This is a genomic window from Elioraea sp., assembly GCF_051860475.1.
GTDB lineage: Bacteria > Pseudomonadota > Alphaproteobacteria > Acetobacterales > Acetobacteraceae > Elioraea.
The window spans coordinates 14,738-35,192 of record NZ_JBHYDW010000029.1; the positions used below are offsets into that span (position 1 = coordinate 14,738).

23 protein-coding genes are annotated in these 20,455 nt (G+C 72.0%); 12 read left to right on the forward strand and 11 right to left on the reverse strand.

The window, feature by feature from the left end; translation table 11 throughout:
• Positions 1-10 precede the first annotated feature (10 nt).
• Positions 11-151, reverse strand: a complete 141-nt coding sequence (locus ACTIFU_RS07755; RefSeq protein WP_439577730.1) for a hypothetical protein — start codon at positions 149-151, stop codon at positions 11-13.
• A gap of 90 nt (positions 152-241) precedes the next feature.
• Positions 242-1,642 (reverse strand): MmgE/PrpD family protein, encoded by a 1,401-nt coding sequence (locus ACTIFU_RS07760; protein WP_439577731.1) that lies wholly within the window; start codon positions 1,640-1,642, stop codon positions 242-244.
• 154 nt (positions 1,643-1,796) lie between these two features.
• Between ACTIFU_RS07760 and ACTIFU_RS07765 the strand changes: the two genes are divergently transcribed.
• From ACTIFU_RS07765 to ACTIFU_RS07815, 11 genes are all read left to right on the forward strand, one after another.
• Positions 1,797-2,771: a Bug family tripartite tricarboxylate transporter substrate binding protein gene (locus ACTIFU_RS07765; protein ID WP_439577732.1), complete on the forward strand. Its 975-nt coding sequence runs from the start codon at positions 1,797-1,799 to the stop codon at positions 2,769-2,771.
• A 67-nt stretch (positions 2,772-2,838) separates the two neighbouring features.
• Positions 2,839-3,816 carry a lytic murein transglycosylase gene (locus ACTIFU_RS07770; RefSeq protein WP_439577733.1) on the forward strand — a complete coding sequence of 326 codons (978 nt, stop codon included), beginning with the start codon at positions 2,839-2,841 and terminating at the stop codon, positions 3,814-3,816.
• A 20-nt stretch (positions 3,817-3,836) separates the two neighbouring features.
• Positions 3,837-5,051, forward strand: coding sequence for a D-alanyl-D-alanine carboxypeptidase family protein (locus ACTIFU_RS07775; RefSeq protein WP_439577734.1), 1,215 nt, complete (start codon positions 3,837-3,839; stop codon positions 5,049-5,051).
• A gap of 95 nt (positions 5,052-5,146) precedes the next feature.
• Complete coding sequence (locus tag ACTIFU_RS07780) at positions 5,147-6,784, forward strand: DM9 repeat-containing protein (protein WP_439577735.1); 1,638 nt, start codon at positions 5,147-5,149, stop codon at positions 6,782-6,784.
• A gap of 56 nt (positions 6,785-6,840) precedes the next feature.
• Positions 6,841-7,485 carry a dTMP kinase gene (gene tmk / locus ACTIFU_RS07785; protein WP_439577736.1) on the forward strand — a complete coding sequence of 215 codons (645 nt, stop codon included), beginning with the start codon at positions 6,841-6,843 and terminating at the stop codon, positions 7,483-7,485.
• Positions 7,486-8,538, forward strand: coding sequence for a DNA polymerase III subunit delta' (locus ACTIFU_RS07790; protein ID WP_439577737.1), 1,053 nt, complete (start codon positions 7,486-7,488; stop codon positions 8,536-8,538).
• 10 nt (positions 8,539-8,548) lie between these two features.
• Entirely contained in the window at positions 8,549-10,099 is a 1,551-nt protein-coding gene (gene metG, locus ACTIFU_RS07795) for a methionine--tRNA ligase (RefSeq protein WP_439577738.1), read from the forward strand.
• Complete coding sequence (locus ACTIFU_RS07800; protein ID WP_439577752.1) at positions 10,099-10,890, forward strand: TatD family hydrolase; 792 nt, start codon at positions 10,099-10,101, stop codon at positions 10,888-10,890. The genes metG and ACTIFU_RS07800 overlap by 1 nt, the downstream gene beginning before the upstream one ends.
• The gene (locus tag ACTIFU_RS07805; protein ID WP_439577739.1) at positions 10,890-11,681 is read left to right on the forward strand and encodes an MBL fold metallo-hydrolase; all 792 of its coding nucleotides are present in this window, start codon (positions 10,890-10,892) and stop codon (positions 11,679-11,681) included. Before ACTIFU_RS07800 ends, ACTIFU_RS07805 begins: the two co-directional genes overlap by 1 nt.
• Positions 11,682-11,712: 31 nt before the next feature.
• Entirely contained in the window at positions 11,713-12,540 is an 828-nt protein-coding gene (gene mazG / locus ACTIFU_RS07810) for a nucleoside triphosphate pyrophosphohydrolase (RefSeq protein WP_439577740.1), read from the forward strand.
• 5 nt (positions 12,541-12,545) lie between these two features.
• Positions 12,546-13,448, forward strand: coding sequence for a DMT family transporter (locus ACTIFU_RS07815; RefSeq protein WP_439577741.1), 903 nt, complete (start codon positions 12,546-12,548; stop codon positions 13,446-13,448).
• Here the strand turns inward: ACTIFU_RS07815 and ACTIFU_RS07820 are convergent.
• Positions 13,426-13,911 (reverse strand): hypothetical protein, encoded by a 486-nt coding sequence (locus ACTIFU_RS07820; protein WP_439577742.1) that lies wholly within the window; start codon positions 13,909-13,911, stop codon positions 13,426-13,428. The two genes, ACTIFU_RS07815 and ACTIFU_RS07820, sit on opposite strands and share 23 nt — an antisense overlap.
• Before the next feature lie 61 nt (positions 13,912-13,972).
• Between ACTIFU_RS07820 and ACTIFU_RS07825 the strand changes: the two genes are divergently transcribed.
• Entirely contained in the window at positions 13,973-15,070 is a 1,098-nt protein-coding gene (locus ACTIFU_RS07825; protein WP_439577743.1) for a hypothetical protein, read from the forward strand.
• 6 nt (positions 15,071-15,076) lie between these two features.
• On the opposite strand, the gene ACTIFU_RS07830 is transcribed toward ACTIFU_RS07825, so the two are convergent.
• From ACTIFU_RS07830 to ACTIFU_RS07865, 8 genes are all read right to left on the reverse strand, one after another.
• The gene (locus ACTIFU_RS07830; RefSeq protein WP_439577744.1) at positions 15,077-15,988 is read right to left on the reverse strand and encodes a pirin family protein; all 912 of its coding nucleotides are present in this window, start codon (positions 15,986-15,988) and stop codon (positions 15,077-15,079) included.
• Positions 15,985-16,455: a PaaI family thioesterase gene (locus ACTIFU_RS07835; RefSeq protein WP_439577745.1), complete on the reverse strand. Its 471-nt coding sequence runs from the start codon at positions 16,453-16,455 to the stop codon at positions 15,985-15,987. The genes ACTIFU_RS07830 and ACTIFU_RS07835 overlap by 4 nt, the downstream gene beginning before the upstream one ends.
• Positions 16,452-17,363: an inositol monophosphatase family protein gene (locus tag ACTIFU_RS07840; RefSeq protein WP_439577746.1), complete on the reverse strand. Its 912-nt coding sequence runs from the start codon at positions 17,361-17,363 to the stop codon at positions 16,452-16,454. Before ACTIFU_RS07840 ends, ACTIFU_RS07835 begins: the two co-directional genes overlap by 4 nt.
• Positions 17,282-17,569, reverse strand: coding sequence for a co-chaperone GroES (locus ACTIFU_RS07845; protein ID WP_439577747.1), 288 nt, complete (start codon positions 17,567-17,569; stop codon positions 17,282-17,284). The genes ACTIFU_RS07840 and ACTIFU_RS07845 overlap by 82 nt, the downstream gene beginning before the upstream one ends.
• Before the next feature lie 55 nt (positions 17,570-17,624).
• Complete coding sequence (hflX, locus tag ACTIFU_RS07850; protein WP_439577748.1) at positions 17,625-18,911, reverse strand: GTPase HflX; 1,287 nt, start codon at positions 18,909-18,911, stop codon at positions 17,625-17,627.
• Between the two features lie 73 nt (positions 18,912-18,984).
• Positions 18,985-19,281, reverse strand: coding sequence for an RNA chaperone Hfq (hfq, locus tag ACTIFU_RS07855; protein WP_439577753.1), 297 nt, complete (start codon positions 19,279-19,281; stop codon positions 18,985-18,987).
• Positions 19,282-19,387: 106 nt separating this feature from the next.
• On the reverse strand, positions 19,388-20,047 hold the full coding sequence (locus ACTIFU_RS07860) for an HAD family hydrolase (RefSeq protein ID WP_439577749.1): 660 nt from the start codon (positions 20,045-20,047) through the stop codon (positions 19,388-19,390).
• Positions 20,044-20,455 (reverse strand): aminotransferase class IV (locus ACTIFU_RS07865; RefSeq protein ID WP_439577750.1); only part of this gene is annotated, 412 nt, incomplete at its 5' end. The genes ACTIFU_RS07860 and ACTIFU_RS07865, both read right to left, overlap by 4 nt.

Consider the following 20,455-nt stretch of genomic DNA (forward strand, 5'->3'; position numbering starts at 1 on the left):
CGGTCGCCCGTCAGCGGATCAGCAGCCACGCGAACGCGAGCAGGATCACGACGATCGACAGCAGGATCACGAGTCCGACCAGGATGCTCTGTTCCCGGTCATGGACATCGTCGGTCGTCCTCCGCTCGCGGCGGGTCTTCGGGTTCTCCATGCTCCTGTCCCATCCGTCTCGGCATCCGGGGACAGAACGTCGGCCACCATGGCGGGTTGCCTCGGCGGGCCAAGCCGAGGGTCCCGGGCTCTACTCCCCGGCGAGCCGCATCGCAGGCACAGGGCCGGCGAGCCGCATCAGCCCCGAGACGTCGCGCGCGGCCGCCAGCCCCAGCAGCGCCTCGGCCAGTGCGGCCGCGCGCTCGTGGCCCATCACGCGGTCGACGAGACCGTGGAACTTCGCCGCAAGCTCCTGATCCGTCAGGAAATTGTCGGGCTCGCCCTTGGGCACCACGACCTTGCGCGAGACCGTACCGCGCGTCGTCGTCACCGTGACCTTGCCGGACATGTTGGCGGGGAACTCGGCCTCGATATCCGGGTCGTGCGCGCAGCGGACCTTGCGGGCCAGGGCACGCACCTCCGGGTCGTCGAGCAGGCGGTAGCTGTCCCAGCCCATCGCCCCGGTGGCGAGCGCGGCGGCGACCACGAACGGTCCGCTGAACTGACCGTCCACGACGTTCCTCGGCTCGATCTTCTGCTCGTGCGGCGCGCCGATCAGCAGCATCCCCTTGGCCGGCAGCCCGACCGTGACCGACGAGATCGCCTCCGCTGCCAGCCCGTGTTCGGCCCTGAGCGCGATCGCGGCGTCGATCGCGGCATGGCCGTAGCGGCAGGACGGATAGGGCTTCACGGCGGTGCGCATGGTCTCGAACACCTCGCCGAGCCGATCGAGCACGCGTTCAGGGGTGGGTGAGGGGGCATAGGCGCGCAGGAACCCGTGCTGCCCCTCGATCGCCTCGGCGGCGCCGCGGAATCCCTCGCGCGCCAGCATCGCCGCCGCCAGCCCCGACAGTGCCGACCAGCCGACCTGGAACCGCTTGGTCCAGGCGCCGTTGGCGAGGAACTGCAGACTTCCCGCGGCCTGGCTCAGCGCGATGCCGAACGCATCGGCGATCGCGTTCGCCTCCAGCCCGAACACCCGGCCCGCCGCGGCGGCCGCGCCGAACGCGCCGCAGGTGGCGGTCGGGTGGAAGCCGCGATCGTAGTGATCGCCCGCCGGCAGGGCGAGCGCGAGCCGGCAGGTCACCTCGTAGCCGGCGACGATGGCGGCAAGCGTGTCCGCGCCCGTGGCCCCGGTCAGTTCCGCGGCGGCGAGCGCGGCCGGGATCACCGGCGCGCCCGGATGGAGGCTGCCGGCGGCGTGCGTGTCGTCGAAGTCGAGCGAGTGCCCAAGCACACCGTTGAGCAATGCCGCCCCGGCCGGGGTGTAGCGCATCGCATCGCCGAACACGGTCGCCTCGCCGCCGCAGAGCCCGAGCGCGCGCACGGCGGCAATCAGGGCCGGTGTGCTCTCGGCATCGTGGCGCGCGCGCACCATGTTGCCGACCAGATCGAGCGTCAGCGCGGCTGCGCGCCGCAGCACAGGCTCGGGCAGGGACGCGGGCCTGATGCCGGCACACCATGCCGCAAGCTCGTTCGTGACTGCCGCCATGGCCGTTCCTCCCGCCGGTTCTCCTGTCCGTGACACTCTAGAAGGGGATGCCCTGGCGGGCCAGGGAGGGTGACGCCATGGCACCATCAGCGATTGACCCCGCACGCGCACCGCGCCTAGCGTTGCTCTGACAACAAGAGCGGGGGAGGAGCGCATGCGCCGTCGCGCCATGCTGGGAACGGCCCTTCTGTCGGCGCTTGCGCCCTGGGCATCCGCCCACGCGCAGGCCTGGCCAAGCAAGCCGATTCGCCTTGTCGTCGGCTATGCCCCGGGCGGCACCACCGACATCCTCGCCCGCCTCGTCGCCCCACACCTCGCGGCGGCACTCGGCCAGCCGGTGGTGGTCGAGAACCGGCCGGGCGCGGGCGGCAATGTCGGCACCGCCGCCGTCGCGCGCGCCGACCCGGACGGATACTCCCTGGTGATGGGGACGGGCGGGACGCTGACGATCAACCCGGCGATCTACGCGCAGATGCCGTTCGACCCGCAGAAGGACCTCGCGCCGGTGTCGTTGATCGCGGCGGTGCAGAACGTGATGGTGGTGAATGCCGCACTGCCCGTGCGCAGCGTCGCCGAGTTCATCGCCTATGCGAAGCAGCGGCCGGGACAGGTGTTCTTCGCCTCCTCCAGCGTCGGCTCGGCCTCGCATGTCGCGGGCGAGCTGCTGAACATCCTCGCCGGGGTGCAGATGGTGCACGTGCCCTATCGCGGCAGTGCGCCGGCGCTCGCCGACCTCGTCGCCGGCCATGGCGTGCAGGTGACGCTCGACAACCTGCCGGCCTTCATCGGCGCGATCCAGGACGGGCGGCTGCGCGCGCTCGCGGTGACGGGGGCGAACCGCTCGCCGGTGCTGCCCGATGTGCCGACGATGCAGGAGGCCGGGGTGCGCGACTTCGAGGTCACGACCGTCTTCGGGCTGCTGACCACCGGCGGCACGCCGCCAGAGATCGTCGCCCGGCTGCATCGCGAAACGGTCGCCGCGGTGCGCCGGCCGGAGATTACCCAGCGGATCAAGGATCTCGGCGCCGAGCCGGTGGCGAGCACGCCGGCGGAGTTCGCCGCCGTGATCGCACGCGACATCGCCACGTGGCGCGACGTCGTCCGCCGGGCGGCGATCCAGCCGATCTGACGCCTGCACGTCGGGATGTGATCGCGCTTTCGTTGAGCCCTGCGCCCGACGGTGGCAGACAGGAGGGGTGATCACGACTCGACCCACCCGCCGCGCTGTGATCGGCGCACTTGCAGCGACCGTCGCGTCCGGCACGGGCGCGGAGGCGGCCGCACCGTTCGACCGCTGGCTTGCCGATCTGCGGGCCGAGGCGCGGCGAACCGGCATCAGCCAGGCGACCGTGCAGGCGGCGCTGAGCGGCATCGGACCGATCCCGCGCGTGATCGAGCTCGATCGGCGCCAGCCCGAGCGGCGGCTCACCTGGGCGGAGTACCGCGACCGCGTGGTGGCCGAGCCGCGCATCGGCAATGGCCGCCGCGCCTTCACCGACAACCGGCTTCTGCTCGACGCGCTGGAGGAGCGGTTCGGCGTCCCCGGCCGCACGGTGACGGCGATCTGGGGCATCGAGACCAATTACGGCGCGACCACCGGGGGATTCCCGGTGATCCAGGCACTCGCCACGCTCGCGCATGACGGACGGCGCTCGTCGTTCTTCCGGGCCGAGCTCCTGAGCGCGCTGCGCATCCTCGACCAGGGCCATATCGCGCTCGAGCGCATGACCGGCTCCTGGGCCGGGGCGATGGGCCAGCCGCAGTTCATGCCCGGCTCGTTTCTGGCCTATGCGGTGGATTTCAACGGCGACGGGCGGCGCGACATCTGGGACAGCCGCGAGGACGCGCTCGGTTCGATCGGCAACTACCTCGCGCGCGCCAACTGGCGCGCCGGCGAGCCTTGGGGCTTCGAGGTGCGGCTGCCGGCAGGCTTCGACACGGGGCTCGCCGACGGGCGGGCGATGCGGCCGCTCTCGGCCTGGAGCGCGCTCGGCGTGCGCCGCGCGGGCGGCGGCCCGCTCGGCCAGTCGGAGATCCCGACCGCGATCGCCGCGCCCGATGGCGCCGGCGGGCAGGCCTTCGCGATCCACCGCAACGCCCAGGCGATCCGGCGCTACAACAACAGCATCTACTACGTGCTGGCGGTGGGGCTGCTGTCCGACCTGGTCGGCTGACGCCGCCGCGAGGAGACGCCATGGCCTCGATCCGGACCACCCGACGCGTCCTGCTCGGCACGGCCGGCGCGCTCGCCGTCCTGCCGGCCGCCGCCCAACGGGGCGGACAGCGCCAGCCACAGCGCGCGGCGCCCGCCCCGCCGCCGGCCACGCCCGCGGCGACCCCGCTCGGGCCCATCGACACGCTCGCCCGGCACGCGCTGATCGTCGATTTCGCGACCGGCGCGACCCTGCTCGAGAAGGACGCCGACGTGGCGATGCCGCCCGCCTCGATGAGCAAGCTGATGACCGCCTATGTGGTGTTCGAGCTGCTGCGTGCCGGGCGGCTCCGGCTCGACCAGCAGCTGCCCGTGAGCGAGCGCGCCTGGCGCATGGGTGGGTCGAAGATGTTCGTCGAGGTGAACACCACGGTGAGCGTCGAGGATTTGCTGCGCGGCGTGATCGTGCAGTCGGGCAACGATGCCTGCATCGTGCTGGCCGAGGCGATCAGCGGCAGCGAGGAGCAGTTCTCGGAACTGCTGAACGAGCGCGGCCGCGCGATCGGGCTGACCAACAGCACGTTCCGCAACTCGACGGGCTGGCCGCACCCCGAGCACCGGATGAGCTGCCGCGACCTGGCGCTGCTCGCGGCCCGGCTGATCCACGACTTCCCGGACTACTACCGCTACTACGCGGAACGGTCCTTCCGGTTCAACAACATCACCCAGGAGAACCGCAATCCGCTGCTCTACCGCACTATCGGGGCGGACGGGTTGAAGACCGGCCACACCGAGGAGAGCGGCTTCGGCCTGACCGCCTCGGCGGTGCAGGACGGGCGGCGCGTGATCCTGGTGGTGAACGGCCTGCCGTCGATGCGCGCCCGGTCGGAGGAGTCCGAGCGGCTGATGCGCTGGGCCTTCACGGAGTTCGAGAACGCGCGCCTGTTCGGCGCCACCGAGACCGTGGAGGAGGTGCCGGTGCACTTGGGCGCACGGGCGACGGTACCGCTGATCGCCGGGCGCGATCTCGTCGTGACCGTGCCGCGGCAGTGGCGGCGCAGCGCCCAGATCGCCGTGCGCTATGTCGCGCCGGTGAAGGCGCCGGTGGTTCGTGGCGCCGAGCTCGGCCGGCTCGAGATGTCGGGTCAGGGCGTGCCGGCGATGTCGATCCCGCTCTATGCCGGGATGGACGTACCGATGCTGGGTTTCCTGCCGCGCATTCTCGGCGGCGTGCGGACCCTGGTGCTGGGGTCGTAGCGGCTCAGGCTTCCGTCGGCGTGTTTTCTCGACACCGGCGGGCCTGCGCCGTGTATACTGAAAATTCATAACGACCGGATCCAAGGGAGGCGCCCATGACATCGCTTGGACCACGTCGCCTTGCAATGGCGGTGCTGACATTCGCGATGGGCAGCGTAACGTTCTCCGCCGAGGCCCAGCAGATGCGCGATACCGAGCAGCGTCTGCTGCGCGACCTGCAGCGTACGGCCTCGTTCCGCGCGCTCGTGCCTGTCCGCCGCGAGATCACGCGACTGGAATTCGCGGGCTCCGTGCTGCCGGGCGACCTGGTCTATGGCGCCGAGCCCGCGGAGATCGCCGTCGTCCCGCGCGTGCTGAGTGCGACGCTCGCGCGCAACTGCGCGAGCGGCGAGACGCGCGCGGTCGAAGGCACGATGTCGGGCGCGTTCACGGACTCGATGTCGCTCACGACCACGCATGGCTGGGAGATCGGCGGATCGGTGCAGTTCAGGGCCGGCTGGCCCGCGGCCGACACGACATGGACGGTCAACGCGAGCTACAGCGGCTCGGTCGCGAGGGCCACCGACGAGAGCGAGACCTGGAGCGTCAGCCAGGGCTGGAGCTCGCCGGTGCTGCCCCGCACCGAGTTCGACGTGCAGCTCCAGGTGATCCAGCAGCAGATCGAGGGCCAAGCCTACACGCTTGATCTGGAACTGCGTGGCCCGGCGGTGATCCATCACCGGCCTGTGCTGAACTGGGTCGCCTCGCGCGGGGCGATCCCTGCGGGCGCGGTGATCGCCGGACGCGAGGAATCCCCCACGACCGGCCGCATGCGGGATTTGCCCGTCTGCCGCGCGCGCTACGCCGGCACCACCCATCCCGGGAAGGTCGTGGCCGGGCGCTGCAACATCTCGTATGGCGGGGATGAGCACGAGATCATGTCGTTCGAGGTGCTGGTCGCCGATGCGGGCGCGGTGGCATGGGAACATCACCGGGGCGGCAGCACCAATGCCGAGCACGGCGTGGTCGCCGGGCAGGAACGGCGCGATGACCAGCATGAGGGCAGGCTCTATGTGTGCCGTGCCGAGCATCGCGGCGGGACGCATCCCGGCAAGCTCGTGATCAATCACTGCATGTTCGGCTATGGCGGCAGCGAGATCCAGGCCAGCAGCTACGAGATCCTCACCTTCAACCAGGACCGGACCGCCTCGTTCCGGGTCAACCTTCAGGACCATCTCTCCGCGGCCCAGCGCACGTTCCGCGTGGAGGGTGAGTTCCGCGGCACCAAGGCGCTGAGCACGACGATCGTGTTCGGCGAGTCCCGCGCGGTCGATCAGGCAGGCTGCCCTGCCGCTGTGGCGACGCCGGTTGCGCGCGCGGCGGAGACGCCGGCCGCGCGCAGCGTCTCGGTCACACGGACGGAGCCGGGTGCGGTCGCCATGGCCGTGTCCCCGTCGCAACCGGCCGCACCGGCGCCGATCGTGGGGCAGGTGTACAGCCGTGCCGATGTCAGCGCCGGCGCTCCGGAGCAGGCGGAGCTCGAGGCGCGCTGGTTGCGGCTCGAAGAGCCCCACATGTTCGGCGCCGACGTGCTGGCGCTCCAGGAGGCGCTGCGCGAGGCCGGCTGGCCGATCCGGGCCGACGGGTTCCTCGGCCCTCGGACCGACCAGGCACTGCGCCATTTCCAGCAGGCGAACAACCTCGTTCCCGACGGCATCTTCGGGCCACGGACGCAGTCGGCGCTCGGGTTCTGAGCGACGGCAACGGCCGGCCCGCTTGGCCGTCGCGCGAACCCGGCTAGTGTGTCGGCATGGCGCGCGGGGTGTTCCTCACGATCGAAGGGGGCGAGGGGGCCGGGAAATCGACCCAGCTCGCACGGCTGGCCGAGGCACTCCGGCAGTCGGGGCGCGAGGTGGTGGCCACGCGCGAGCCCGGCGGCACCGAGGAAGCGGAGGCGATCCGCGCCCTGCTGGTCGGTGGCGCGCCGGGCCGCTGGGACCCGGTCGCCGAGACGCTGCTGCACTACGCCGCCCGCGCCCAGCATGTCGCGCGGCTGGTGCGACCGGCCCTGGAGCGCGGCGCGGCGGTGCTGAGCGACCGCTTCGCCGACAGCACCATGGCGTATCAGGGCTTCGGCCAAGGGGTGGCGCACGAGACGATCCGGGCCATCCACGCGGCATCGCTCGGCCGCTTCGCGCCAGATCTGACGCTGATCCTCGACCTGCCGGTGGACGCCGGACTCGCCCGTGCGGCCGGCAGGCAGGCGACCAACCGCTACGAGCGCTTCGATGTCGCGTTCCATGCGCGCGTGCGCGAGGGGTTCCTGACGATTGCGCGCGAGGAGCCAGGCCGCTGCGTGGTGATCGACGCGTCGGGTCCCCCCGATGCCGTGTGGGCCGCGATCGTCGCGGCGGTGAGCGGGCGGCTCCGGCTCGATCTCGAGGATGCCGCGTGAATGGCCAAGGCGCCGCCGCCGCCGGTCGAACCCGAGCTGTCGCCGCGCCATGCCGGGGCGCTGATCGGGCATGACGCCGCGCTGCGGGCGTTCGCGGATGCCTGGACAGGCGGGCGGCTGCACCATGCCTGGCTGATCGGCGGGCCGGCCGGGATCGGCAAGGCCACGCTCGCCTTCCGCATCGCCCGTTGGGTCCTCGCCGGCGGTCCCGACAGCGGACCGTCGCTCGCCCTCCCGCCGTCCCATCCCGCGTTCCGCAAGGTCGCGATCGGCAGCCACCCCGACCTCGCGGTGCTGGAGCGGAGCGAGAACGCCCGGACCGGGCGCATGCGCACCGAGATCGTGGTGGACGACGTGCGCGCGCTTGCCGGCTTCCTGCGCCTGACCCCGGCGGAGTCCGACTGGCGCGTGGCGATCGTCGATCCGGCCGATGACCTCAACCGCGAGGCGGCGAATGCGCTCTTGAAGATCCTCGAGGAGCCGCCGCCGCGGGCGCTGCTGCTGCTGGTCGCGCACGCGCCGGGGCGGCTGCTGCCGACCATCCGCAGCCGCTGTCGGCGGCTGATGCTGACCCCGCTCGCCGAGACCGAGGTCGCCTCCCTGCTCGACACGCTCGCGCAAGAGGTGCCGCTGCCGGAGCGGCGCGCGGCGGCGGCGATCGCACGCGGCTCGATCGGCCGGGCGTTGACCATGGCGGGGGAGGGGGCAGGGGCGCTGAAGCAGGCGCTCGACCGGGTGATGGACGGCCTGCCAGAGGTCGATCTGGTGGCGGCGCACGCGCTTGCCGACAGCCTCGGCCGGCCGGGTGCGGAGGAGAACTTCGCGCTGTTCATGGATCTCCTGCGCGACGCCGTGGCCGCACGCGCGCGGGCTGCGGCGACCGGCGCGCCGGATCGGATCGCAACCCTGCGTCCGCTTGAAGAATGGGGGTCGGTGTGGGAGAACCTGGGCCGGCTCGCGCGCATCACCGCCGGGCTGACGCTCGACCGCAAGCAGGCCGTGCTTTCCGCCGTCATGGCGCTCCGGCCCGGCGCGGTTCCCGACATGCCCTGAGCCCGGACCGATGGCAGACGCCGCCCGCACCTACGTCACCACGCCGATCTACTACGTGAATGACGTGCCGCATATCGGTCACGCCTACACAACGCTCGCCTGCGACGTGTTCGCGCGCTTCATGCGGCTGGACGGCCGCGACGTGTTCTTCCTCACGGGAACCGACGAGCACGGCCAGAAGGTGGACAAGGCCGCCGCGGCGGCGGGCATGGCGCCCAGGCCCTTCACGGACAAGGTGTCGGAGAACTTCCGCGCGCTCGCCGCGGCAATGGACATCTCGAACGACGACTTCATCCGCACCACCGAGCCGCGCCACTACCGCGCCTGCGAGGCGCTGTGGCAGCGCATCCACGCCGCGGGCGATCTCTATCTCGGCGACTACGGCGGCTGGTACGCGGTGCGCGACGAGGCGTTCTACCGCGAGAGCGAGACGACGCTGCAGCCCGACGGCACGCGCATCGGCCCGTCGGGTGCGCCGGTGGAGTGGGTGAAGGAGCCGTCGTGGTTCTTCCGCCTCTCCGCCTGGCAGGAGCGGTTGCTGGCGTTCTACGCGGCGAACCCCGACTTCATCGCGCCCGAGAGCCGCAGGAACGAGGTGATCTCGTTCGTGAAGTCGGGGCTCGAGGATCTCTCGGTCAGCCGTACCTCGTTCGCCTGGGGCGTGCCGGTGCCGGGATCGGACGGCCACGTGATGTATGTCTGGCTCGATGCGCTGACGAACTACATCACCGCCGCCGGCTTTCCCGACGAGACCGATCCGCGCTGGAGGTTCTGGCCGGCCGATCTGCACATGGTCGGCAAGGACATCCTGCGCTTCCACGCGATCTACTGGCCCGCCTTCCTGATGTCCGCCGGCGTCGCCCCGCCCAAGCGCGTGTTCGCGCACGGGTGGTGGACGGTCGAGGGGCAGAAGATGTCGAAGTCGCTCGGCAACGTGGTCGATCCGCACGCGGTGATCGGCGAGTTCGGGCTCGACCCGTTCCGCTTCTTCCTGCTGCGCGAGATCCCGTTCGGCGCCGATGGCGACTTCTCGCGCCGCGCGATGATCCGGCGGCTCAACATCGACCTCGCGAACGAGTTCGGCAATCTCGCGCAGCGCACGCTCGGGTTTGTGGCGCGCAATCTCGACGGGATGCTGCCGAGCCCGGATGTGCTGAGCGGCGATGACGAGGCGCTGCTGGCGCAGGCGAAGGGGCTGCTGCCGGTGATGCGCGTCGAGATGCGGCGGCAGGCGTTCCATGCAGCGCTTGAGGCCGCGTGGCAGGTGGTGCGCGAGGCGAACGGCTACATCGACCGCCAGGCGCCGTGGAAGCTGCGCAAGGCCGATCCGGTGCGCATGGGCACGGTGCTCTGGACGCTCGCCGAGACGCTGCGCCACCTCGCGACCCTTCTCCAGCCGGTGATGCCGCGCAGCATGGCGCACCTGCTTGACCAGCTCGGCGTGGATGCGCGCGACCGCGATTTCGCAGCGCTCGCGCGCCCGCTGCCTGGTGGCCACGCCCTGCCGACGCCCGAGCCGCTGTTCCGCAAGGTCGAGGACAGTGAGGGGCAGGGGACGTGATGCTGATCGACAGCCACTGCCACCTCGACCACTGGCGCGAGGAGGAGATCCCCGGCGTCGTGTTGCGTGCGGCCGAGGCGGGCGTGCGCACGCTGATCACGATCGGCACGCGGCTCGTTCAGGCAGCGACGGTGAAGCGCATCGCCGAGACCTTCCCAGACGTGTGGTGCACGGTCGGCATCCATCCGCACCAGGCGGCCGAGGCGCCGATGCCCCCGGTCGCGGAATTCGTCGCGCTCGCGGATCACCCCAAGGTGGTCGGGATCGGCGAGGCCGGGCTCGACTACCACTACGACCGCGCCCCTCGCGACATCGCCGCCGAGGTGTTCCGCCGCCAGATCCGCGCCGCCCGCATCACCGGCCTGCCGCTGGTCATCCACGCGCGCGACGCCGATGCCGACCTCGCCGCGATTCTGAGCGACGAGCACGACCAGGGGGGCGCATTCCCCTTCGTGCTGCACTGTTTCTCCTCGGGCCGCGCGCTCGCCGAAACGGGGGTGGCGCTCGGCGGGTCGGTGAGTTTCTCGGGGATTCTCACCTTCAGGCGTTCGGACGAGTTGCGCGCGCTCGCGCGCGACCTGCCGGCGGATCGTCTGCTGGTCGAGACCGATGCGCCGTTCCTGGCGCCCGAGCCGTTCCGCGGCAAGCGCTGCGAGCCCGCCATGGTGGCGTATACCGCGGCCGCGCTCGCGGCGGTGCGCGGCGTCTCGGTGGCGGAGATCGCGGACCTGACCACCGCCAACGCGGCGCGGCTGTTCGCGCGGCTGCGCCTGCCCGAAGCCGTCTCCTGATGCGCGTCACCGTGCTTGGTTGCGGCGGGTCGGGGGGCGTGCCGGTGATCGGCGGGCTCTGGGGCGCCTGCGACCCGGCCGAGCCGCGCAATCGGCGGCTGCGCGGCTCGATCCTGGTCGAAACCGGCAACGCAACAATCCTGGTCGATGCCAGCCCGGACCTCCGCACGCAGCTGCTCGCCGCGGAGGTCCGCCGGATCGACGCGGTGATCGTCACCCACGCGCACGCCGACCACGTGAACGGGCTCGACGACCTGCGCTACGTGAACCGGCTGATGCGGGCACCGATCCCGCTCTATGCCGACCGCACGACGTTGGACGAGTTGCGGCAGCGCTTCGGCTACGCGTTCCTGCCGCTGGACGGGCACGGCTACTATCGCCCGGTGCTGGAACCCCGCGAGGTCGTCGCCGGTGCGGCCTTCGAGGCTGCCGGTGTGATGGTGCTGCCGATCGCCCAGGACCACGGCTTCATGCCGAGCCTTGGGCTCCGCTTCGGTGCCTTCGCGTACTCGACCGACGTGGTCCGGATGGGCGAGGCGGCGTTCGCCGCGCTTGCCGGCATCGATACCTGGATCGTCGGCTGCTTCCAGGAGACACCGCATCCGACCCACGCGCACCTGCCGCTGGTGCTGGAGTGGATCGCGCGCATCGGGCCGCGACGGGCCGTGCTGACCCATATGAGTGAGCGGCTGGACTACCGGGCGCTCACCGCAAAGCTGCCACCCGGTGTGGAGCCCGCGCATGACGGCCTGGTGCTGGAGCTTGCCGACCACCCTCCGGTGCCCGCATGATTTTCCATAATTGCCATTATCGGATTTTATGATGCGGAGTCCGGACGACCCTTCCACGCCCCCAGCCGATGCCGGCACGGCCACGCTGCGCCTGATCGCCATCATGGCGGCGCTGCGCGATCCTGCCCGCGGCTGCCCCTGGGACAGGGAGCAGAGCTTCGACACCATCGCGCCCTACACGATCGAGGAGGCCTACGAGGTCGCCGACGCGATCAGCCGCCAGGACTGGACGGCGCTCAAGGACGAACTCGGCGACCTGCTGTTCCAGGTCGTCTACTACGCGCAGATGGGCGCCGAGGACGGGCGCTTCGACTTCGCAGCGATCGCCACCGCGATCGCCGACAAGATGGTGCGCCGCCACCCCCATGTGTTCGGCACCGAGAGCCGCGCGGACGCGGACGTCCAGACCCAGGCCTGGGAGGCGCAGAAGGCGGCCGAGCGCGCCACACGCGCCGAGACCGGCGTGCTGGACGGGGTGCCGACCGCCCTGCCCGCGCTCACCCGTGCGCTGAAGCTCGCGCGCCGCGCCGCGCGGGTCGGTTTCGACTGGCCGACGGCCGACGCCGTGCTGGACAAGCTCGCCGAGGAAACGAAAGAGCTTCAGGACGAGATCGCTGCCGGCGCACCCTCGGATCGCCTCGCAGATGAGGTCGGCGACATGCTGTTCGTGCTGGCCAATCTCGCCCGCAAGCTTGGGCTCGACCCTGAAACCTGCCTGCGCCATGCCAATGGCAAGTTCGAGCGTCGCTTCCGCGCGATCGAGCAGGCGCTTGCGCGTGAGGGAAAATCTCCGTTCGACACCACGCTCGACGAGATGGAGGCGCTCTGGACCGCGGCGAAGCGGGCCGAGACCCGCTGATCGCGGTGTCCGACGGATCCGGCACGGTCCGATCCCAGATCTGGCTTCTGCTCGGCGTGGTCTCCTTCGCCTGGGGCTCGTCGTTCCTGCTGATCAAGCTGGTGGTCGAGGCGATGCCGCCCTTCGCGCTCGCCGCCGCCCGGTCGGGTGTGGCCGCGGTCGCGCTGGCACTCTGGCTCGCGCTTGGTCCGCGCCGCGCACCCGCGTTCCGCCTGCGCGACGCGCTGATCCTCGGCACCACCAATGGCTGGTTGCCGAACGTGCTCACCGCCGTGGCCGTGGCGCGGATCGACACGGCGCTCGCGGCGATGATCCAGGCCGCGACCCCGCTGATGGTCGCGCTGATCGCACATCGCGTGCTCGCCGCCGAGCGGCTGACCGCGCGCGCCGCGCTCGGGCTGGCAACGGGCTTCGGGGGCATCGGCCTGCTGATCGGCCCCGACGCGATCGCCGGCGCGACCGCCACGGTTGAGGGCGCGGCCGCGATGCTGGTCACGGCGCTCTGCTACGCGGTCGGCACCGTCTATGCCCGATGGATGCGGCCACCCGATCCGGCCTCGCTCGCCTGCGCGCAGCAGGCGGTGGCGGCGGTGGCCGCCGGGCTGCTCGCGAGCGCGGTCGAGCCGGCCTCCGCCTGGACGCAGCCCCTGCCCGTCTGGGGCGTGATGCTTGCGCTTGGCGCCTTCGCCTCCGCGCTGCCGATGGCGTTGTTCCTGCGCCTGCTGATCCTCGCACCGGCGGCGCAGGCGGCGACGGTCGGCTATCTCCAGCCCGTCTGGGCGGCGGCGCTCGGCATCCTGGTGCTCGGCGAACGCCTCGGACTCGTGACGCTGCTGGGCGGTGCGGTGGTGCTTGGCGGCGTTGCGCTGGTGGTGGAACGGTCCGTCAGCCCGGCGCCACGACACTGACCGGCGCAGGCGCCGCCTCCCGCCCGACAACCAGCGTCTGCAGCGCATCGACGGCACCGCGTGGCGGCAGCGTGAGCATCAGCAGGTGCTCGTGGTGCTCGAGCCGGATCCAGCGCGCCGCGCGCAACGCGGCGAGCAGACGCTGCCCCTGCATCGGCACCGTGACCTGCATGGTGTCAGGCTCCACCATGCGCAGATGCGCCGGCCAGCGTGCGCCCGAGGGGAGGCGCAGGGCCACCGGGTGCGTGCCGCGCTCGTCGAGCGGCCAGGGCATCCCCTCGATCTCGATCACCACCGCCTCGCCGCCCGGCGGCATCACCATGATGCGAAGCCGCGCACCGGAGAGCTCGGTCCCTTCCAGCACCGCGGCCTCGGTGCCGGAGCGGCGTTCGAGCCCGAGCCGCCAGGAGAGGTCGCCAGTCTCGATCCGGTCCATGATGCCGAGTTGACGACGGTGGGCCACCGAGTGGTGTGATCCCGGTCACACACCCCGCCCTTGCCATGCCGCAAGAAGGAACGAACCGGTGACTGGCAGCACCGAGCCGCACGAGAGCGAACCACAATGGTCTGCGGAGGGCGCGTTCGTCACGCAGCTCGCGCGTCGGGCGACGCCCGAGCGCCGGCCGACCGGGAAGGCTCGGCTCTTCATCGCGATCACCTGGATGCTCGCGTTGGTGTGCGGCGGCGCGGCCGCGGCGATGGTCGTGATCTGGATGCTCGCGCCGCCGCTTCGGCTGCTTGTGCTCGACACCGGCCTTGCCCTCGGCCTCGGGACGCGGGTGGAGGATGTGCAGGTGGTCGGGCTCGGCTGTGGCCGCCAGGCCGTCGGCGGTGGACGGTTCCGCACGGTGCAGACGGTGTGCGATGTGACGGTGCTGCGGGACGGCGCGCGACTCCGGCTGGAGGTGCATGGCGCCGGCGCGATCACGCGCGATCAGATCCGCGGCTTCCGCACCCTTGGCGGGGCGCTGGGCGCGGTGTGGTCTCCCGGTGTGCTGTTCGGGCGCTGGCTGAACACGGCGCCGATCCTGATCGGCCTCGCCCTGACCGGCGGGATCGCCGTCGCCGCCGTGTCGAGCCTGCCGCGCCAGCACCGCCATCTGCGCGTGCTGCGCGACGGGGTGCCCCGCGCGGTCGATCTCCTGCGCCACCGCCTCATCGGCCCGCCCGGCCGTGCCCGGCTCTGGGGTGACATCGCCTTCGACCTCCACGGCGGGCGCTGTCGTCTCGCCTGCGCGGTGGACGGCACGCCGCTGATGCTCGACGGGCTGGTGACGCGCGGCATTGCGCTCGTCACGCCCGGCGGAGCCGCGGAACCGCTGCTCGTCGGCGGGGCGCCGCTTGTGTTCCCGGAGGAGGAGCGCGCCTGGATCGCGGCGGAGGCGCACGCCCTGGCGACGGTGTACCGGCCTTCCGCCCCCTACCTCGCCGCGCTCGCCGGGTCGCTGCCTCCTGGGCCGGAGCGGGACTACATCGCAGGGTACTCCGCCCTCTGGCACGCGACGGATCCTGCCGTGGTGCTGGCGGCGCAGGCGCGCCGCGACGCAGCCGCGGCGCAGCTCGACCCCGCGCGTATCGATGCGCTGCTGCAGCAATGCCGCGCGGCGGTCGCTGCGCGCTGAGCCGCGCTACTCCGGCAGGGGGATGAACTCGGCCTCGTCGGGCACCGGCACGAACCGTCCGGCCTTCCAGTCGGCCTTGGCCTGCTCGATCCGCTCGCGTGAGGAGCTGACGAAGTTCCACCAGATGTGGCGCGGCCCGTCCATCGCCGCGCCGCCGAGCACCAGCACGCGGGCAGGCTCGGTGGCCGTCACATGGATCGGGTCGCCGGCGCGGAACACCAGCAATTGGCCCGAGGGATAGGCCGTACCGGCGATCTCCACCGCGCCCGTAAGCACGTAGAGCGCGCGCTCCTCGGTCTCGCGCGGCAGTGCGAAGCGCGCCTCGGGGCCAAGCGTCACGTCCGCGTAGAGCGTGTCGGACGCGGTCCGCACGGGGCTGGTCACGCCGAATGCCGAGCCTGCGACCAGCGTCAGCGCCACGCCGCCATCCTCGAGCGTCGGCAGCGCCTCGGCCGGTGTGTGGGCGAAGCCAGGCTCGGTCTCCTCGAGCGCGCGCGGCAGCGCGATCCAGGACTGGATGCCGAACAGCCGCGAACCGCTCGCGCGCAACGCGGCGGGCGTGCGCTCGCTGTGCGCGATCCCCCTGCCCGCCGTCATCCAGTTCACCGCACCCGGTGCGATCTCCTGCACCACGCCGAGGCTGTCGCGGTGCATCACGCCGCCCTCGAACAGATACGTCACCGTCGCGAGCCCGATATGCGGGTGCGGGCGCACGTCGATCCCCTGCCCCGCCACCAGCTCGCCCGGGCCCATCTGGTCCCAGAAGATGAATGGCCCGACCATGCGGCGCTTCGCGCTCGGCAGCGCGCGGCGCACCTCGAACCCGCCGACATCGTGGCTGCGCGGCACGATCACGGTCTCCACCGCGCCGTCGGGCGTGGCGGGGCAGTCGGGGTCCGAGGCAGGGAGCCAGCTCATCCGCGTGTTTCCTTCGGCGCGTCGCTGCTTCCGTGCAGCGCCATCACGGTCGCCAGCATGACAGCGACGGGTATCTCGGCGCCATCACGACGCGCAGAGACCTCCGCCTCGGCCACGGTCAGCGTGCGACCGGCCCTGCGCACGCGGCCGCGCGCGATCAGCGCCTCCCCCTCGGCGGGCGCCATCAGGTTCAGCTTGAACTCGACCGTCAGCACCGACGCATCCGCCGGCATGAGCGTGAACGCCGCGTAGCCGCAGGCATTGTCGGCGAGCGTCGCCACCACGCCCGCGTGCAGGAAGCCGTGCTGCTGGGTGAGGTCGCGCCGGAACGGCAGCGTGATCTCGCAGGTGCCGGGGCCGAGCGCGGTGATCGAGGCGCCGAGCAGGGTCATGAAGTTCTGGCGCGCGAAGCTCGCGTGCACGCGGGACTCGTAGTCGGGGTCGGGCGCCACCCGGCTTGCGCTCACGCGGCGAACAGCGCCGCCCGCAGCGCCTCCCAGCCCGCACGATCGGGCGCGGCGAGCAGCCCGCCCGTATGCACCCCCGCGTGGTAGGGCTGGCCGTCGAGGCGACGCGCATAGCCACCGGCCTCCGCGTGCAGCAGCACGCCCGGCGCGTGGTCCCAGGGATAGAGCCGCCAGTACAGCAGCCCGTGCAGCGTGCCCGAGGCAGCAAGCCGCCACTCATGCGCCGCGCATCGCAGCTCCCACGTCGCGCCGAGGGCGCCGAGATTGCCGCGCACGATGGCAGCCCGGTCCGGCGGCAGATAGCGATGGCTGACCGCAGCCACCATCCGCCCGACCGGCTCCGCCTCGGCGACGCGCAGATCGTGGCGCGATCCGTCCGCGCCCTGCACCCAGGCCCCCTCGCCGCGCAGCGCGATCGCGGTGTCCTTCAGCACCGGATCGTGGATCCACGCCGCGACCGGCTCGCCGCCCCGGATCAGCGCCAGCATCGAGCCGAACAGCGGCAGACCGGCGGCGAAGTTGGCCGTGCCGTCCACCGGATCGCAGACGAACACCGACTCGGCCGCGCCGACGCTCGCGAGCAGGGACGGATCAGCCGCAGCGGCCTCCTCCCCCACCACGGGCACGCCCGGAAACATCCGCCCGAGTGCCGCTTCGATCGCGCGCTCCGCCGCCTCATCGGCCGCGGTGACCATGTCGTGCGGACCGGTCTTGGTGCGCACCTCGCCGGCGGCCAGGTTGCGGAAGCGGGGCCAGATCTCGGTGGCGGCCGCCTCGGCGAGCAGCGCGGCGACCTCGGCCGCGCGCGCCGCGCCGATCGGCGTGTTCAGCCCTCCACCCCGAGGATGTCGGACTCCTTGAGGATCACGTAGTCCTTGCCGTCCATCTTCACCTCGGTGCCGGACCACTTGCCGTACAGCACCATGTCGCCCTTCTTCACGTCGAGCGGCAGCAGGCGGCCGTCCTCGGCACGATTGCCCGGGCCGGCGGCGATCACCTTGCCCCGCGTGGGCTTCTCACCGGCGGTGTCGGGAATGATGATCCCGCCCTTCGACTTCGTTTCGGCAACGGCAGGCTCGACCAGCACGCGGTCTCCGAGCGGCTTGAACGGCATCATGACTCTCCTTCGGTGATGCGGGCGCGCATCGCAGCAGCGCCGCGCGCTGGCGTCAATCGTGCGCGCCGGGCTCGCGCGCGCGGCGGCTGTCGAAGCGCGCGCGATCCTCGGGGCTGAGCCGCACTGCGAGGTGGATCGCCTCCCCGCTGTCGCGCCGGTCCAGCACCTCGCCATGCGCATAGAGCCAGGCGAGCGCCGCGCCCTCGACCGGGGCGAGCGCGATCCGGTGCACCGGCAGCCCGGCCGACAGCTTCGCGTCCAGCGCCGCACGCAGCCGATCCAGCCCCGCGCCGGTGAGGGCGGAGACCAGCAGCGCGCGCTCGCCAAGCCCCGCGAGCCCGCTCAGCGCGGCATCGTCCAGCAGGTCGCCCTTGTTCAGCACCTCGATGGTGCGCTCGGGCCAGACCTCGTCCAGCGTGCCGTCCTTCACCATGCCGTCGAGCACGGCGATGACGTCGGTTCGCTGCGCGGCGCTGTCCGGGTGCGCGATGTCGCGTACGTGCAGGATGATGTCGGCCTCGGCCACCTCCTCGAGGGTGGCGCGGAACGCCTCCACCAGCTGGTGCGGCAGGTCGCTGATGAACCCCACCGTGTCGGAGAGGATGACGCTGCGCCCCGAGGGCAGCTTCAGCCCGCGCATGGTCGGATCGAGCGTGGCGAACAGCTGGTGCTGCGCGTACACCTCCGCGCCGGTGAGCGCGTTGAACAGCGTCGACTTGCCGGCGTTCGTGTAGCCGACCAGCGCGATCACCGGATAGGGCACGCGCCGGCGCGCGCCGCGATGCAGCCCGCGGGTGCGCCGCACCTCATCGAGCTCGCGGCGGATCTTCGCCATGCGGTCGCCGATCAGCCGCCGGTCGATCTCGATCTGGCTCTCGCCAGGCCCGCCGAGGAAGCCGAAGCCGCCGCGCTGGCGCTCAAGGTGGGTCCAGGAGCGCACCAGCCGCGTGCGCTGGTAGTCGAGATGCGCGAGTTCGACCTGCAACGATCCCTCGCGGGTGCGCGCCCGCTCGCCGAAGATCTCAAGGATCAGCCCGGTACGGTCGATCACCTTGCAGCCCCAGGCGCGCTCGAGGTTGCGCTGCTGTACCGGCGAGAGCTGCGCGTCGACCACCGCGACGGCGATGCCGTGCAGCTTCACCTGCTGGCCGGCCAGCTCGACCTGGCCCTCGCCCAGCAGCGTCGAGGGGCGGCGCGCGCGCAGCGGCAGGATGGTGCGCCAGCGCACGCCGAGCCCGATCGATACCGCGAGGGCGGAGGCCTCCTCAAGCCGCGCCTCGGCCGGGCGCAGCGCGTCGCCGTCGTCCTCGGCGCCGGTGCGGCCGGTCCAGGGCAGCACGACCGCCGCCGCGCGCGGATCGGGCGCGGGCTCGGACGGCTCGGCGCGCCGCCCCCGGCGCTCGGGGGTCGCGTCAGTCGGCCGTGGACGCTTGCGCAGGGGCAGGCTCCTTCGCGGGCGCGGCCTCGGTGCCGGCGACCTTGGCGGGGTCGAACAGCACCACCGGCGCGCCCGGCATCACGGTCGAAATCGCATGCTTGTAGACGAGCTGGGTATGACCGTCGCGCCGCAGCAGCACGGAGAAGTTGTCGAACCAGGTGATGATCCCCTGAAGTTTCACGCCGTTCACCAGGAAGATCGTCACCGGCGTCTTGTTCTTGCGGACGTGGTTCAGGAACACGTCCTGTACGTTCTGCGACTTCTCAGCCATGGCCAGAGCCTTCTTCTGCTTGTCGTTGCGGGTCGCATTGATTCCGGGAAAAAGCCGGCGCGGCACATCGTCTCCGCGACGCCCCTCCGCGGCATATAGCACCCGGTCAGGCGCGCACAAGCCGGGCGAGCTGGTCCTGGAGCGCGGCGTGGTCGGCGAGATGCACGGCCGGAGCCGCGCGGGCCGGCCCGCCGTCATGCGCGGCGTCGCCGATCAGCACGGCAAGCACACCAGCGTTGCGCGCGGCCTGCATGTCGAGCGCGGTGTCGCCGACATACCAGACCCGCGGCCCGGCCGCGACGCCGAGCGTGCGGAGTGCGAGCCGGATCGGCGCGGGGTGCGGCTTGTCGGCCTCGGCGTCGCCGGCGCCGATCAGGGTGACGAAATGCCCGCTCCAGCCCAGCGCCTCGGCCTCGCGGCGGAGGTAGCGGCCGGTCTTGTTCGACACCACCGCGAGCGCAAGCCCGAGCGCGCGGGCCTGCGCGAGTGTCTCCGCCGCGCCGGGCAGCGGCGTGACGTGCTGCAGGTGGGTCCGCTCCAGCGCCTCGTAGAACACGTCGCGCGCGCGCTCCCATGCCTCGCCGAACAGGCCGGGGAAGCTGTCGCGCAGCGACTGGCGCACGCGGCTGCGCACCTCGGCGAGCGACCACGGCCTGTGGCCGAATGTGGTGAGCGCGGCATTCAGCGCGCCGGCGACCCCCGGCCACGCATCGACCAGCGTGTTGTCCCAGTCGAAGACGAGCGCTGCGGGGGCCGGTCCGCTCACGCGGCACGCGGAACGTTGCGCATGCCGCCGACGTGGCGCGCGAAGATGTCGAACAGCCGGCGCGTGATCGGCCCCGGCGCGCCGTCGCCGACCTTCGCCCCGTCGATCGCGAGGATCGGCTTCACGAAGGAGCTCGCCGAGGTGATGAAGGCCTCGCGCGCGGAGCGGAGGTCCGCGTCGCTGAACGGGCCTTCGACGAAGTCGATCCCCTCGTCGCGCATGAGCCCCATCAGCACCTGGCGCGTGCAGCCGGGCAGGATGTTGCCGCCGAGGTCGCGCGTGCGGAGCCGCCCGTCCTTGTCGACGATCCAGACCGTGGTCGAGGCGCCCTCGGTGACGGTGCCGTCAGGCGCGACCATGATCGCCTCCGTGGCGCCCTGCTCCACCGCGGCCTGGCGCGCCAGCACG